This window comes from Streptomyces sp. SudanB25_2051 (genome assembly GCF_964272635.1).
GTDB lineage: Bacteria > Actinomycetota > Actinomycetes > Streptomycetales > Streptomycetaceae > Streptomyces.
On record NZ_OZ186787.1, the window covers coordinates 2,805,200 to 2,819,376 of the forward strand.

The 14,177-nt window shown below is 75.0% G+C and carries 11 protein-coding genes and 2 pseudogenes; 5 read left to right on the top strand and 8 right to left on the bottom strand.

Annotation, left to right across the window (positions count from 1 at the left end; genetic code table 11):
- The first annotated feature begins 60 nt into the window (after positions 1–60).
- Positions 61–1,962: an acetate--CoA ligase family protein gene (locus ACSUPT_RS12360; RefSeq protein ID WP_436944262.1), complete on the top strand. Its 1,902-nt coding sequence runs from the start codon at positions 61–63 to the stop codon at positions 1,960–1,962.
- Positions 1,963–1,981: 19 nt separating this feature from the next.
- On the opposite strand, the gene ACSUPT_RS12365 is transcribed toward ACSUPT_RS12360, so the two are convergent.
- The 3 genes and pseudogenes from ACSUPT_RS12365 to ACSUPT_RS12375 form a co-directional block, all read right to left on the bottom strand.
- A complete protein-coding gene (locus ACSUPT_RS12365) occupies positions 1,982–2,842 on the bottom strand; it encodes a hypothetical protein (RefSeq protein ID WP_436944263.1) in 861 nt (286 codons plus the stop codon).
- A gap of 447 nt (positions 2,843–3,289) precedes the next feature.
- Complete coding sequence (locus ACSUPT_RS12370; RefSeq protein WP_436944264.1) at positions 3,290–3,766, bottom strand: ATP-binding protein; 477 nt, start codon at positions 3,764–3,766, stop codon at positions 3,290–3,292.
- A 464-nt stretch (positions 3,767–4,230) separates the two neighbouring features.
- Positions 4,231–4,575: pseudogene (locus ACSUPT_RS12375) on the bottom strand (STAS domain-containing protein); the annotation flags it as partial.
- A gap of 192 nt (positions 4,576–4,767) precedes the next feature.
- On the opposite strand from ACSUPT_RS12375, the gene ACSUPT_RS12380 reads away from it, so the two are divergent.
- Both ACSUPT_RS12380 and ACSUPT_RS12385 read left to right on the top strand, forming a co-directional pair.
- Positions 4,768–5,355 carry an RNA polymerase sigma factor gene (locus tag ACSUPT_RS12380; protein WP_351964484.1) on the top strand — a complete coding sequence of 196 codons (588 nt, stop codon included), beginning with the start codon at positions 4,768–4,770 and terminating at the stop codon, positions 5,353–5,355.
- Positions 5,322–6,552 (top strand): annotated as a pseudogene (locus ACSUPT_RS12385) (maleylpyruvate isomerase N-terminal domain-containing protein). Before ACSUPT_RS12380 ends, ACSUPT_RS12385 begins: the two are co-directional and overlap by 34 nt.
- A gap of 91 nt (positions 6,553–6,643) precedes the next feature.
- Here the strand turns inward: ACSUPT_RS12385 and ACSUPT_RS12390 are convergent.
- From ACSUPT_RS12390 to ACSUPT_RS12400, 3 genes are all read right to left on the bottom strand, one after another.
- A complete protein-coding gene (locus ACSUPT_RS12390; RefSeq protein ID WP_361664501.1) occupies positions 6,644–7,030 on the bottom strand; it encodes a DoxX family protein in 387 nt (128 codons plus the stop codon).
- An 85-nt stretch (positions 7,031–7,115) separates the two neighbouring features.
- Entirely contained in the window at positions 7,116–7,967 is an 852-nt protein-coding gene (gene purU / locus ACSUPT_RS12395) for a formyltetrahydrofolate deformylase (RefSeq protein WP_351964486.1), read from the bottom strand.
- 115 nt (positions 7,968–8,082) lie between these two features.
- Positions 8,083–8,565, bottom strand: coding sequence for an SCO4402 family protein (locus ACSUPT_RS12400; protein ID WP_436944265.1), 483 nt, complete (start codon positions 8,563–8,565; stop codon positions 8,083–8,085).
- Between the two features lie 203 nt (positions 8,566–8,768).
- Here ACSUPT_RS12400 and ACSUPT_RS12405 point away from each other — a divergent pair, with 203 nt between their 5' ends.
- Positions 8,769–10,037: an ABC transporter substrate-binding protein gene (locus ACSUPT_RS12405; RefSeq protein ID WP_365725888.1), complete on the top strand. Its 1,269-nt coding sequence runs from the start codon at positions 8,769–8,771 to the stop codon at positions 10,035–10,037.
- 61 nt (positions 10,038–10,098) lie between these two features.
- Here the strand turns inward: ACSUPT_RS12405 and ACSUPT_RS12410 are convergent, their stop codons facing one another.
- Together ACSUPT_RS12410 and ACSUPT_RS12415 are read right to left on the bottom strand one after the other, a co-directional pair.
- A complete protein-coding gene (locus tag ACSUPT_RS12410; protein WP_436944266.1) occupies positions 10,099–11,610 on the bottom strand; it encodes a hypothetical protein in 1,512 nt (503 codons plus the stop codon).
- Positions 11,611–11,691: 81 nt separating this feature from the next.
- Positions 11,692–13,074 carry a transcriptional regulator gene (locus ACSUPT_RS12415; RefSeq protein ID WP_436944267.1) on the bottom strand — a complete coding sequence of 461 codons (1,383 nt, stop codon included), beginning with the start codon at positions 13,072–13,074 and terminating at the stop codon, positions 11,692–11,694.
- Between the two features lie 329 nt (positions 13,075–13,403).
- Between ACSUPT_RS12415 and ACSUPT_RS12420 the strand changes: the two genes are divergently transcribed.
- Positions 13,404–14,084 carry a bifunctional DNA primase/polymerase gene (locus tag ACSUPT_RS12420; RefSeq protein WP_399218865.1) on the top strand — a complete coding sequence of 227 codons (681 nt, stop codon included), beginning with the start codon at positions 13,404–13,406 and terminating at the stop codon, positions 14,082–14,084.
- Positions 14,085–14,177: the final 93 nt, after the last annotated feature.

The window sequence follows — 14,177 nt, forward strand, 5'->3', positions numbered from 1 at the left end:
GGCGGCGAAGTGGTTCTTGGGTCTGCTCGGGGCGGCTTCGCCGGAGCGCCGGATGCGGCGGTGCCCGGACCGGTGCCGGAGGGCCCGGTGCCGGAGCTGGGGGCGCTGTTCCGGCCGCGCGCCGTCGCGCTGTTCGGGTCCGGTGACGGGCGGGACGCCGTCATCCGGTGGGCCGCCGGGATCGGGGCGCGGGTGTACGCCGTGCGGGGCCCGTCCGGGGACGGGGTCACGGCCGTGCCGTCCATCGCGGAACTGCCCGGGGACGCGGAGCTGGCCGTCGTGCTCGGCGGCGACGCGTTACCCGTCGTACGGCAACTGGGCGACGCCAAGGTCCCCTTGGCCGTGGTCCTCGGCGCGTCCCTCTCGGCGGACCGGCTGCGCGGCGGCACGACACGGGTCCTCGGGCCGACCGGCGCCGACCAGTTCACCCCGATGCGGGACGACCTCGACGGACCCGGCATCGCCGTGGTCGCCGAGACGGGCCCGCAGGCGCGGCATCTGCTCGCCCTCCAGGAGGAGGGCGTCCGCGTCTCGCACTGGGCGCTCACCGGCGCCGCCGCCGACCTGACGGCCGCCGACCTCGTCGCGTACTGCGCCGCGCGGCCGGACGTCGGCGCCATCGCCCTGCACCTGGGCCCCGTCCGGGACGCGCCCGCCCTGCTGCGGGCCGCCGACCGGGCCGCCCGCCACGGCGTGCCCGTGGTCGCCCTCGCCGCGCCCGTCACCCCCGTCCTGGAGGCGGCCCTCCGCCAGTACGGCGTCGTCACGGTCGGTTCGCCGGACGAGCTGCGCGACACGGCGACGCTCCTCGCCCGCGCCCGGCCGCCCCGCGCGGAAGGCGTCGCCGTGTGGGACGACGGCCGCGGCGGCGCGGCCGCCCCCTTCACCGCGCTCGCCCGCGCCGCCGGGCTCCCCGCCGAGACCCGCGGCCCCGGAGGGACACCCGCCGACGTGCTCGCCGACCCGGCCGTCGGGGTCCTCGTCTGCCCCGTGCCGGCCGCGGACCCGCCGCACACCGACCGCCTCGCCCGCGCCCTCGTCGATGCGGCGGAGGCGTCCGGCAAGCCCGTGTGCGTCGTCTGGGGCTCCACGTCCGGCACCGAGCCGGCCTACCGCGAGACGCTCCTCGGCTCGCCCCGCGTCGTGGCCTTCCGCGCCACCGCCAACTGCCTGTCGGCGCTCACCGCGTACACCGCCCACCACCGGCGCCGCGCCGCCTACCGCTCCCCCTACGCGGACCTGCCCGAGACGCCGTCGCCCTCGGCCCGCAAGGCGGGGAGCCTGCTGCGGCCCGGGCACCGGCTGAGCGAGCACGCGGCGAAGCAGCTGCTGCGGGCGTACGGCATCCGCGTGCCGCGCGAGCAGCTGGTGACCAGCGCGGCGGCGGCCGTCCGCGCGGCCGCGCAGGTCGGCTACCCGGTCGTGCTGAAGGCGTCCGCCCCGCACCTGGCGCACCGCGCCGAACTGGGCCTGGTCCGGGTGGGCCTGACCTCCGCCAGCCAGGTCCGCGACACCTACCGGGACCTCGCGGAGATCGCCCGGTACGAACGCGTCGAGCTGGACGGCGTGCTGGTCTGCCAGATGGTGGAGCGCGGCGTCGAGATGGCCGTCCGGATGGCCCACGACCCCCTGCTGGGGCCGACCGTGACGGTCGGGACGGGCGGCATCCTCGCGGAGGCCGACCCGGACTCGGCGGTGCGCGTCCCGCCGTTCGGGGAGGACGAGGCGCGGACCGCACTGGACGGGCTGCGGGTGCGGCGCCTGCTGAACGGCGTACGGGGCGGCCCGCCGCTCGACGTGGACGCCCTGGTGGAGGCCGTCCTGCGGGTCCAGCGCATCGCCCTCGAACTGGGCGCCGACCTCGCGGAGCTGGCCGTCGACCCCCTGGTCGTACGGGAACGGGGCCAGGGCGCCGTCGCACTCGGCGCCCGCGCGGTATGCCACCCGCCCACCGACGGCTGAACGCCCCGGTGGCCGGGGCTCAGTCGTCGGCGCGGCGCAGTTCGTACAGGTTCCACGCGTCCGGGTCGCCGATGAAGTAGTACAGCCTCGGCTGCTCGGGCGTGCCGAGGGCCTCCCATTCCAGGTCGCCGCAGTCGGGGATGCGCAGCTTCAGGGTGTCGCCGCCGGACACCCTCCAGGTCCCCGCCCCGGCGCACCGGCCGGGCCGGTCCTCCTCGTAGCGGTGGACACCGCTCGCGGTCGCCGTGCCGTCCGCGGCGATCCGCAGCGTGCCGCCCTCCCCGTCGGACCAGGTGCCGACGACGGTCTCCCGCGTCAGCTCCGGCGGCCTGTAGGTGTCCACCAGGCCCGTGGCGAAGGCGGCGTACCCGCCGGCGATCGTCAGGACGACCGCCCCGACCCCGCCCAGGGTCGTCAGACCCAGGGCGTACACCGGATGGCGCGGCTCGGGGCGCAGCGCCCACCGGGCGGTGAGCGCGGGCACGGTCACGAACACCGTCAGTCCCGCCCACCACCACAGCCCCCCGCGCCACGCGCCGAACGGCAGGGCGACCGCCATGACGAGCACGCCGCACGGAACGGCCGCGACGAGCGGCAGCCACCACCAGGCGTCCCGGTGGCGCAGCCGCCTCGCGGTCCACTCGGCGAGCTCGACGAGCGGCACGGCGGCCCCGAGGGCGAGGCCGGCGCAGAGCAGGAGCAGGAGCGGGCTCAGCAGGACGAGGACGACCAGCCCGAAGCCGTAGTTGACGGGGAGGGCCCACGACTCCCCGGTGGACAGCGACATCTGGTGCAGCAGGATCAGCACCACGATCTCGGCGCCCATGGCGAACGTCGCGACGAGGGCACCGCGGGCATACCAGCCCGTACTGCCGGGCACCGGCGGCGGCTGCGCGGACCGGGGTGAGGCGGACCGAGGTGGGGCGGGGCGGGGCCGCGGGGGCCGGCGGCGGGCCGGCTGGGGCGGACCGTAGAGGCGCTGCCACGTTTCTGCGTCCATGAGGATCTCCCCTCTCGTGGCGATCCTCCTCCTGTCCGCCGAACGGCGCTCGGGCGGGGCGGCTCTGACGGCCTTGCGGGTGGCGGTCCGCGGTGTCCGCCCCGAGCGCGGCACGGCGGCCGCCACCCCGCCCGGCGTCGGCGGCCTGGCGACCGGGCGCCGGTGCGCGGCACTTGGCACCCGGGCACCGGCTACGGCGCCGGACCGGCGACCCGCACTCGCCGAGGGCGTGACGGCACGCCCTCGGCGTCCCCTCGCCACGGGTCACTGATCCCAGAGTGGGCAGACGACCGCCGCTCCGTCAACTGGTATGCACACAAAAGCCCGTTACGCCGTGTTCGTCACGGCACGCGGCGCCCGGTACGGCTGCGGCTCGCGGACCGCCGCCGGGGCGACCGCCGGAGCCGCGCGGTCGACCTCGCACCAGATGCGCTTGCCGCGGCCCTCCGGCTGCCAGCCCCACCGGTCGGCGAGCCCGTCCACCAACTCCAGCCCCCGGCCGTGGGTGTCGGCCCCGTCGGCCCTGCGCTGCTGGGGCGGGCAGTCGCTGCGGTCCGCCACCTCCACCCGGACGATCCCGGCGCCCGCGCCCCCCGGGCCGAACAGCAGGGACAGCACGGCCGGACAACCGGTGTGCACCACGGCGTTGGTGACGAGCTCGGAGATCAGCAGCACGAGCGTGTCGGCGAGCGACTCGTCCACCGCTATCCCCGGGCAGGCCAGTCGTGACCGCGCCCACCTGCGGGCCCGCCCCACCTCCGCGGGGTCGGGCCCGATCTCCAACTCAACCTGAAGCACCTGCACCGCTCACACCATCCGAACCGGCGGACACATCGCCTCGCGCCACAGCGAACCTTGGGCGCTCAGCATGGTTGACGTACAGTCACCGGAACAAGCGCTTCGGGCATATTCCAGCGCGAAGGAGTACGGCTGGTGCATACTGTGCGACGCACTTTCCGCCCAGTCGAACGCGAGCGCGCAACCGCAACAGCCGCCTCACCAGCACTCGGTCGCGACCATGGAGACCGCCCCGCACGCCGGACGACGTGAGCGGCCCCCGCGTGGTCTACCCGCGGTCCCGCCCTCCGTACACCTCGATCCGCTCACCGAACGTGACGTGCGTCGGCGGCGGTACGGGGAGCGACCACCCGTCCCGCGCCGATAGGACCTCGCGGCGCATCCGCCACCGGCGTCCCGCCCGCATCCCGCGCGCCGTCCGCACCCGGCCCCGGCACCCGGTCCGCACCCGCCGGCGCCGCCCCGCCGGGGCCCGCCGCCGACTCCACGTCCGGGTACACCTCGAACAGCCGTCGCACGCCCAGCGCCGCCAGCACCCGGTTCACGTGGGAGCCCTCGACCGCGCCGCGCGCCGGGAGGATCAGCCGCAGCCGGCCGCGGCAGGAGTACAGCAGGCGGCGCGCGGCGATGAGCACGCCGACGCCGCTGGAGTCGCAGAACCGCACCCCTGACAGGTCCAGTACGACATCGTGGCGGCCGTCCGCGACGGCGTCGTGCACCAGCCGCCGCACCACCGGCGACGACACGAGGTCCAGCTCACCGGAGACGCTGAGCACGGTCCAGGCGCCCCGCTCGGCTCGCTCCACGCTCAGCATCACGCGCCGCGACCTCTCCTCGCCGGGAAACGGACCATCCGGAGGATGTTCTTCCCGTCGCAGCTGCCCCATCCACCACGTCTGAAACACCCGGGGCCGAGGTTGGCGGCTTCCTTACCATCGCCCCGGCCGAGATGCCAGCACTTGCCCAAAGGCCGGTGCGTCGCGTGGCACTCGCACTACATTCGAAGAATGCCCATGGACACACCGCTTCGCTGGGACCGCAAGATGCAGCAGCGGCTGGCGCGGGGAGAGGCGGCCGCGCTCGGCGAGCTGTACGACCGCTTCGCCTCGCTCGTCCACAACACCGCCCACCGCGTGCTGGAGGACCAGCGGGCCGCCGACCAGGTCACCCGCGAGGTGTTCGGATACGTCTGGGAGAACCCGGACGCGTACGACCCGCGCGAGGAGGGCTCGCTGCGGGCGTGGATCGCGCGGCTGGCGCGCCACCAGTCGGTGTACCGGCTGCGGCAGAGCGGCGCGCGGGCGCTGGCGGAGGGCGGCGGGGGCTCGGCGGAGGAGCTGGAGCAGCGGGTGCGGCGGGCGGCCGTCGCGGCCCGCGCGGACTACATCGTGACGGCGATGCCGGCGCCCTTGCGCACGGCCCTGGAGTCGGCGTACTTCCAGCGGCGGGACTACCGGCAGACCGCCGCGCACCTGGGCGTGACGGAGGACGAGGCGCGGCGCCGGCTGCGGCTGGGCCTCCAGCTGCTGGCCACCGCGCACCAGACCCGGGCGGCGGACGGATCGCCGCCGGGGTGCGGAGGGTCACCGCTGTGACCGCGCCCACCGGCGGCGAGTCGGGCGGCGGCCGCGCGCACGGCGCCCTGCGGGAGCCCGACGCGGCGGCCCGCGAGGCGGAGCCGCTGCCCCATCCGCTGCTGCGGTCGCTGCTCGGCGCGTGGGCGCTGTCGGCGTGCTCGGCCGAGGAGACCGCGGCCGTCGAGGCGCACCTGACGGAGTGCGCGCCGTGCGCGGAGGAGGCGCTGCGGCTGCGGGACGCGGTGGGACTGCTGCACCACGAGCGGGATCTCGACCTCGACCCGCTGCTGCGCTCGCGGGTCCTGGAGAACTGCCTGGGCCGCCGTCCGGCGCGCATCCCCGTGCCGGACTGGGTGAGCCCGTACGACGCGGAGACCGCGCGGCTGGACGCCCTGCTCCAGGACATCGGCCCCGCGGAGTGGAACACGCCGGTGACGCTGCGCTGGTACGCGGACGGCGCACAGACCGGCCGGCCCACCACCGTCGCCGGGGTGATCAGCCATCTCCTCGCGGTGGACGGCCTGGTGGCGGCCGCCGTCGGCCTCGGCGATCCGGCGGCGCGCTACGAGCGGGTGCGGACGGCGGCCGGTCCCGTGGAGCGCACGGAGGCGTTCTGGCGGGCGTTGGCGGAGGACGGCGGCGTGGGGTGCATGCGCGACCCGTGGCGGGACCAGGCGCACACGCTGGTGCGGACCGTGTCGTTCGCCGGGCACGGGGCGACGGACCTGTCGGTGCCGTACGGGCCGTTCTCGCTGCCGCTGCGCGACGCGCTGATCGAGCGGGCCTTCGAGTGCTGGGTGCACGCCGACGACATCGCGGCGGCCGTGGCCTATCCGTACGAGCCGCCTTCCGGGGCGCATCTGCACGGCATGATCGACCTGGCGGTGCGGCTGCTGCCGGCCGCGCTGGCCGACCGGCGCCGCGCCGGACTCGCGGGCCCGGCGCACGCGCTGGTCGAGGCGGGCGCGCCGGGGCGTTCGCTGCGGCTGGAGGTGGAGGGCGCGGGCGGCGGCCGGTGGTACGTGCCGCTGGACTCCCCGGCGGCGTTGGCGTGCCCGGAGCCGCCAGGTGGCCCTGGTGGTGCTGGAGGGACCGGAGTTCTGCCAGCTGGTGGCCGGGCACCTCACGCCCGAGGAGGTCGCGGCGGGCCAGGACGGCGACCGGCAGGCCATCCGCGAGGTGCTGCAGACCGCGGCGTCCCTGAGCCGGATGTAGACCGGAGCCCGGCCGCCCGCCCCGCCGCCGCCGTACGAGCCCCACCGCGCCCCGCCGCCGTACGAGCCCGGCCGCGCGTCCCGCCGCGGTGTCAGGCGGTGAACGCCTCCGGACCGAAGCGCCCCCACGCCACGAACGCGGCCAGGGCGAGATACGCCAGGTCCACCAGCACCAGCTTGTTCTCGTGCCGCCGCAGCCGGACGATCGCCGCGCCCGTCATCATCAGCACCAGGCCGACTGCGGCCAGCGGCACCAGCACCGGCGCGATGCCGAGCAGGGCGGGCAGGACCAGGCCGATACCACCCAGCACTTGGAGGGCGGCGATGGCCTTGATGGCGCCGGCGCTGAAGTCCTCGGCCCACTCCGCGCTGGGCCCCATGGCGACCAGCTTCTCCTTCGGCACGACGAGCTTGCCGACGCCACCGGTCACGTAGACGAGGGCGAGCAGTCCGGCGACGATCCACAGAGCGAGGTTCACGGCGTTCTCCCGACAGGACGATCCGATGTCATCCCCTGGGACGGGACGGCCGGGCCGCCTGTGACACGCGCGCGGGGACCGTCCGTCAGGCGAAGACGACCGTGCGGCTGCCGTTCAGCAGGATCCGGCGCTCCGCGTGCCACTTCACCGCGCGCGCCAGCGCCTGGCACTCCACGTCGCGGCCCACGGCCACCAGCTGCTCCGGGGTGACCTCGTGGCCGACGCGCTCGACCTCCTGCTCGATGATCGGGCCCTCGTCGAGGTCGGCCGTCACATAGTGCGCGGTCGCGCCGATCAGCTTCACACCGCGCGCGTGCGCCTGGTGGTAGGGCTTGGCGCCCTTGAAGCTCGGCAGGAACGAGTGGTGGATGTTGATGATCCGCCCGCTGAGCGCCTTGCACAGGTCGTCGGAGAGCACCTGCATGTACCGGGCGAGCACCACCAGCTCGACGTTCTCGCCGCGCACCAGCTCCAGGAGCCGCGCCTCGGCCTCCGCCTTGGTGTCCTTGGTGACCGGGATGTGGTGGAAGGGAATGTCGTACGACGCCACGAGCTCGGCGAAGTCCGTGTGGTTGGACACCACGGCCACGATGTCCACCGGCAGCGCGCCGATCCGCGTGCGGAACAGCAGGTCGTTCAGGCAGTGGCCGAACTTCGACACCATCAGCACGACGCGCATCCGCTCGTCGGCGCGGTGGATCTGCCAGTCCATGCCGAAGGAGTCGCCGACCGCGGCGAAGCTGGCCCGCAGCTTCTCGACCGTCACGGGGGCCTCGGCGGAGAAGTGCACCCGCATGAAGAACAGGCCCGTGCCGCGGTCTCCGAACTGCTGGCTGTCCTCGATGTTGCATCCCGTGATGAACAGGTAGCTCGACACGGCGTGCACGATGCCCTGCTTGTCGGGGCAGGAAAGGGTGAGGACATACTGGTCGGTCATCCTGGCAGGATGCCATACCGGGCACGACGGCCGGCGACCGCGTCCGCCACCCGGACCCCTCCGCCCCCGGTCGCCCGCGCGCCGGGACGCCCCGTCGCGGGGCGCCCGCCGGGCTCTAGGCCGCGCCGGTCAGCGTGCGCAGCTCGTGCAGCGGCCTGGGCGGTACGTCCGGGTCCTCGCCGTCGTTGACGGAGAGCCGCACATGGGCGTCGCGCGCCGCCTGCACGGCCTCGGGCCAGCCCGGGTGGTCCAGGTACGCGGAGACGGGCGCGTCCGGGCCGACCTGGTGCATGATCCGCAGGACCCGCAGCACGGCCAGGTCCACGAGCTGGGCCTCGCCGGAGTCGCGGAACATCGCGCCGACGTACTTCTCCGCCGACCAGTTGTCGAGCCAGGTGTCCTCGACGAGCCGGTAGACCGCGTCCGTGACGTCCCCGTACCCGTCGGCGCCCGCCAGCCAGCACTCCTGGTGGAAGCGCGGATCGGAGAGCATGTGGAGCGCGGAGCGCACATTGGCGCGCCAGCGCCACCACGGCATGTCAGTGAGGGGCATGCCGCCCATGGTGGAGGAGCGACGGCCGCGACGGGAAGAGTTCATCTGCGTTCACCTTGTGGGCTCGGTCCTAGCGGACCCGGCCCGGACGAGCTATGGGACGCGCGCACCGGACGGGACGCCGGGGCGCGGGGATCGTACGTCTTCCACCGTACGCGCCCGACGGCCCCCGCAATTCACCTCCACGTCACCGACCGTTGAACCACCCTCACTCCCGCGTTACCCATGAGCGGGAAGTGTGCGGAACCATGACCGGTAACGGCAGGCGACGCTTTGCCACCACTCTCACGTCCAGGGCCGCGACGGCTCTCGTCGCGGCGTCCCTCCTCGCCGGCTGTGGTGCTCTCCCTGGAGCCACGGGGGGCTCCAGGGAGCCCATCACAGTGATGACCTGGGCACCCCAAGACACCAAAGCGACCAACATGCCCGGAATGCCCGCCATGGCCGAGGCGTACGCACGCTGGGCCAACAGCCAGGGCGGCCTGGCCGGGCACGAACTGCGCGTGATCACGTGCAACGAGGGCAACAGCGCGACGGGCGCCGCGAACTGCGCCCGCAAGGCCGTCAAGGAGGGCGTGGCCGCCGTCGTCGGCTCGTACAGCCAGCACGGCCGCGCCTTCATGGCGTCCCTGGAAGCGGCGAACATCCCCTACATCGGCGGCTACGGCCTGTCCGACGAGGAGTTCACCAGCTACCTCTCCTATCCCGTCAACGGCGGCCAGGTCGCCCTTCTCGCGGGCAACGGCATGCAGCTCGCCGCCACCTGCGAGCGGGTCTCCCTGGTCCGCCCCGACACGATCGCCGGCGACAACCTCCACCGGCTCCTCAACTCCGGGCTGGCGCAGGCCAAGCAGCGCGAGGCTTACGACATCCCGGCGGCCGAGGACGCCGGCGAGTACACGGCGGTCGCCACCCGCTCCCGTTCGCGGGCCGGCGAGGAGCGCGGCTGCGTCACCGCCGCGCTCGGCGAGCGGACCGCGCACTTCTTCGACTCGTTCCGCCGGCTCTCGTCGGACGGCCGTGACATCCGCATCTCGTCCGTCCTCGGCAGCGTGGACCAGTTGCTGGTGGACCGCACCGGCGGCGCGTCCGGCCCGTTCGAGGGCGCCTACATCACCGGCTGGTACCCGGAGCCCGGCGACACCCGCTGGGAGCCGATGCGGCGGGTGATCCGCGAGCACGCCTTCGGCGACAACCGGATCGACCCCGCCGACGCCGGGGTGCAGACCACCTGGATCGCGTACACGGTCCTCAAGCGGGTGGTGGAGGAGATCGGCGACGAGGAGGTGACCCCCGGCAAGATCGCGCTCACCCTCGACCGCGGTCTGCGGGTGGACACCGGCGGCCTCACACCGACGCTGCGCTGGCGGTACGAGGACATGCTCGGCACGCCGGGCTTCCCCCGGCTCGTCAACCACGAGGTGACCTTCCAGGTGGTGCGCAAGGGCCGCCTGGTCGCCCAGCGGACCGGTTTCGTGGACGTCGGCCAGACCCTGCTGGACGCCCACTCGTCGTAGCGGTCCGCGGCGCCCGCCGTGCGGGCGGGCGCCCCGGACCCGGACCGTCACTGAGCCCCGCCTACAGCTGGGTCGGCTGCCGCTTGGTCAGGCCGTACGTCTCGGCGATGCCGTTCCAGAGACGTGCGGCCTCCTTCTTGGCGGTGGTCGCCTCGCCGCTGGCCACGGCGGCCTGCGCGGTGCTGCCGGTGTTGCGGGCCTTGCCGTCCTTGCAGTTCTTGGGCTTCTTCACCTGCAGCGCCCAGGCCGCGTAGTGGTCGTCCGCGGTGGCGGACGCCTGCCACGCCTTGGTCAGCGACGCCGACAGGCTCGTGTGGTCCGGCAGCTTGTCGATCCGGATGGCGCCGAGCCGGTTCACCAGCTCCCGCCGCTGGCCCGCGGCCGCCTTCAGGTCGGCTGCGGCCTTGTCCAGCTGCTGGCACTTCTTGATGTTCTCGACGGAGCGGATCACCGCGTCGCGGCTGTCGTTGCTGTCCGCGAGCAGCTTGTCCAACTCCTCCGCCTGCGCCTTCGCCGGGTCCGGGGCGGGCTCGGAGGACGCGGGGGCCGAGGAGGCGGGCACCGGGGACGAGACGGCGGCAACGTCGGCCTTGTCGTCGGCCTTGTCGTCGCCGCCGCTCAGCAGGGCGCCCGCGCCCAGCCCGACGACGGCGCACCCGACCACCACGGCCGCGACGAGCGGCAGCTTCGAGGACCGGCGCGGCGGCTCGTCGTAGTCGTCGTAACCGCCGTGCTGCGGGCCCCCGTACGGCGGCTGGTGCCCGTGGGGCGGCTGGTGCCCGTGGGGCGGGCGGGGCTGGTGGGCCTGGCCGTACGGCGGCTGCGGGGCGTGCGCGTCGATGCGGGGCATCTGCTGCGTGGCGCCGGACCGGTCGTCGCGGAACAGGCTGTCGAACTCGGCCGGGGGCCCGCTGTTGCCCGGCACGGGCGCGATGAACTGCGTGGCCTCCGAGTCGGGGTCCGGCTGCCGCTGCCCACCGGGCTGCTGGGCGTGGCCCTGCTGCGGGTGGCCCTGCGGCCCGCCGGGCTGCTGGTGCGGTGGCTGCTGGCCGTACGGCTGCTGGGGCGGGGGCGGGTAGCCGTATCCGGGCTGCTGCGCCTGCGGGGGCGGATAGCCGTAGCCGGGCTGCTGGGGCGGATAGCCGTAGCCGGGCTGCTGCGCCTGCGGGGGCGGGTAGCCATACCCCTGGGGCTGCTGGGGCGGGTAGCCGTACTGCGCCTGGTGGGGCGGCTGGGGGGCCTGCGGCTGCGGGAAGTGCGGCGGCTGCGGGGCCTGGTGGGGCTGGGGCTGCTGGTACTGCGGAGGCTGCGGGGCCGCTTGAGGCGGCTGGGGCTGACCCTGGCCGGGCTGGGCGCCGAAACCGGTGCCCAGGAACGCGGTCGACTCCGCCGGGCTCTCCGGAGGCACCGGCCCCCGCTCGGGGGGCAGCGGCGCCGACGCGGGGGGAACCGGCCGCAGGTACTGCGTGGCGGGGTCCTCGTCCGGCGCGGGCCGCGGGGGCGGCGGCCCCCAGGGTTGGCCAGGGGCCTGGCCCCACGACTGGCCCTCCTGGCCGTGTCCGCTCTGCGTCACCGGGACTCCTACATGTGAACCTACGGAAGCGTCGGCTCACGCTACCGGTTGCCCCGCCGCCCTCGCACACGGGTGTGATCGTTACGCCGCCTGCGGCTCGAGCCGGGCCGCGAACTCCCGTACCGCCGGCTCGTCCCGGTACGGCTCGAGCCGCGCCTGGAGGTCCTCCAGGTACTCCGCGCCGCGCGACGACCGCACGGTGGAAAGGAGTTCGGCCGCGCGGGCCCCCGTGTGGCAGGCCTGCTCGACCTCCCGCTGCTGCACCTGCGCCGCCGCCAGCAGGGCGAGCCCGATCGCGCGCCGCCGCGCCCGGGTCGCCGGGTGGCCCTCCAGCGCCTCCGCCGCCGCCCGCGCCGCCGCGTCCGCACGGCCCAGGTCCCGGTGGCAGTGGGCCAGTTCGTCCGCGAGGTAGGCGTGGTCGAAGTGCGCGATCCACGCCGGGTCGTCGCCCGACTCCGGGTCGGCCCGGTCCAGCGCCGCGACGGCCCGCCCCGCGACCTCCTCGCAGGTCCGCGCGTCGCCCAGCAGCGCGTGGCCCCGCGCCTCCGCCGCCAGGAACATCGCCTCCGCGCGCGGTGTGACGTGCCCGCGCGCCCCCTCCTGCGCGGCGCGCGCCAACTGGGCGATCTCCCGCGGGTTTCCGAGCTGCGCGGCGAGATGGCTCATCGACGCGGCCAGCACATAACCCCCGTACGCGCGGTCGCCGGCCGCCTGCGCGAGCCGCAGCGCCTGGATGTAGTACCGCTGCGCCAGGCCCGGTTGGCCCGTGTCGACCGCCATGTACCCCGCCAGCTCCGTCAGCCGCGCGACGGCGCCGAACAACTGGCGCCCCACCGTGTCCCGGTACGACCCGGCGAGCATCCCCGACACGACGCTGTTGAGGTAGTGGACCACCACGGGCCGCACATGGCCGCTGCCGAACTTGTGGTCCAGCTCGACCAGCGCCTCCGTCATGGCCCGTACGGCGCGTACGTCCGCCAGCCCGACGCGGGCGCCCGCCGTGCGGGCCACCTGCGGGTCGGGCCCGGTGATCAGCCAGTCACGGCTGGGCTCGACCAGCGCGGACGCCGCGACGGCGGAGCCCGACAGGAAGTCCCGCCGCCCCACGTCGCTGCGCAACAGCTCGCAGACCTGCTCGACGGCGCCCGCCACGGTCGGCGAGAACTGCAGGCCCACGCCGCCGGCCAGGTTCCTGCCGCCGGCCATCCCGATCTCGTCGATCGTGACCGTGCGGCCCAGCTTCCGGCCGAGCGCCTCCGCGATGATGCCCGGCGCCCGGCCGCGCGGCTGCTGTCCGCGCAGCCAGCGCGCCACCGACGTCTTGTCGTACCGCAGGTCGAGCCCGCGCTCCGAGCCGACCATGTTGACGCGGCGGGCGAGCCCGGCGTTGGAGCACCCTGCCTCCTGAATGAGTGCCTGCAGCCGTTCGTTCGGCTGACGGGCGACGAGCGGCCTCGCTGCCATGACTACCCCCTGAGGTGCCGGTGGCGATCAGTCGCCCGATCACTGCCCGGCTGATGTCCGGAGAATGCGGAACGCGACGCTGTCATACCAGATCAACGGCAATCGCCACTTTCCTCAGGCTTTGCCGTAGGTGGACCGCAATGACCGTCGATGACCGGCTGTGACCGGATTCGACGCCCTTGAGGCCACGTCCCCGACCCTGCCTACCCGCCCGCCGCTCCCGCCGCCCCCGCGCGCCCCCGCACATGCACCCATGCGCCCCGCGTGCCCGTCCGATGCACCACCCGGTTCACTTCTGCGCCCCGTAACCACCCGTGGGGTGGACAGTTGTGCTGTCCGTGGAAGAGACCAAGGGAGTCACGGAGGCCGCACACATCCCCCAGCAGCGCGGGGAACCGCTGCTGGACAACGCCGTGCGGTACGCGGAGGAACGCCACTGGGAGGTGTTCCCCGGCACGTGGTTGGAGACGGACGGCGGCCTGGAGCGCTGCTCCTGCGGCGACGAAGCGTGCGCCGCGCCGGGCGCGCACCCCTTCCGCCCGGACTGGGCGGCGCAGGCCACGGGGAGTCCGGCCGCGGTGCGGCGCCTGTGGGGTGCGCACCCCGGCGCGTCGATCCTGCTGCCGACGGGCCGGACGTTCGACGCGTTCGACGTGCCGGAGTCGGCCGGGTTCCTGGCGCTGGCCCGGATGGAGCGGATGGACGTGGCGCTCGGCCCGGTGGCCTGCGGACCCGACCGGCGGATGGTGTTCTTCGCCCTGCCGGGCGCGGCCGCGAAGGCGGAGGGCCTGATCCGCGGGCTCGGCTGGTCGCCGGCCGGTCTCGACCTGGTCGCGAAGGGCGAGGGCGGGTACGTGGTGGCGCCGCCGACGCGCGTGGCCGGGCAGGGCGCGGTGCAGTGGGTGCGCCGCCCGACGCACGCCAACCGGTGGCTGCCGGACGCGGAGGAGCTGATCAGTCCGCTGGCGTACGCGTGCGGCCGGGACGCGGCGGCGGCGCGCGCCCGCTGAGGCGCCCCTCGTGGCGGACCCCGGCAACGCCGGGCCGCCGCACACTGCCGGAATCGCCCCACGCGCCCCCTGCCTGCGGATTTATAGGCTGCA

Excerpts from the sequence above, each read along its gene's own strand:
- ACSUPT_RS12400 (WP_436944265.1), bottom strand. The coding sequence starts at position 8,565 with ATGAACTCTTCCCGTCGCGGCCGTCGCTCCTCCACCATGGGCGGCATG.
- purU (WP_351964486.1), bottom strand. The coding sequence starts at position 7,967 with ATGACCGACCAGTATGTCCTCACCCTTTCCTGCCCCGACAAGCAGGGC.
- ACSUPT_RS12405 (WP_365725888.1), top strand. The coding sequence starts at position 8,769 with ATGACCGGTAACGGCAGGCGACGCTTTGCCACCACTCTCACGTCCAGG.
- ACSUPT_RS12415 (WP_436944267.1), bottom strand. The coding sequence starts at position 13,074 with ATGGCAGCGAGGCCGCTCGTCGCCCGTCAGCCGAACGAACGGCTGCAG.
- ACSUPT_RS12380 (WP_351964484.1), top strand. The coding sequence starts at position 4,768 with ATGCCCATGGACACACCGCTTCGCTGGGACCGCAAGATGCAGCAGCGG.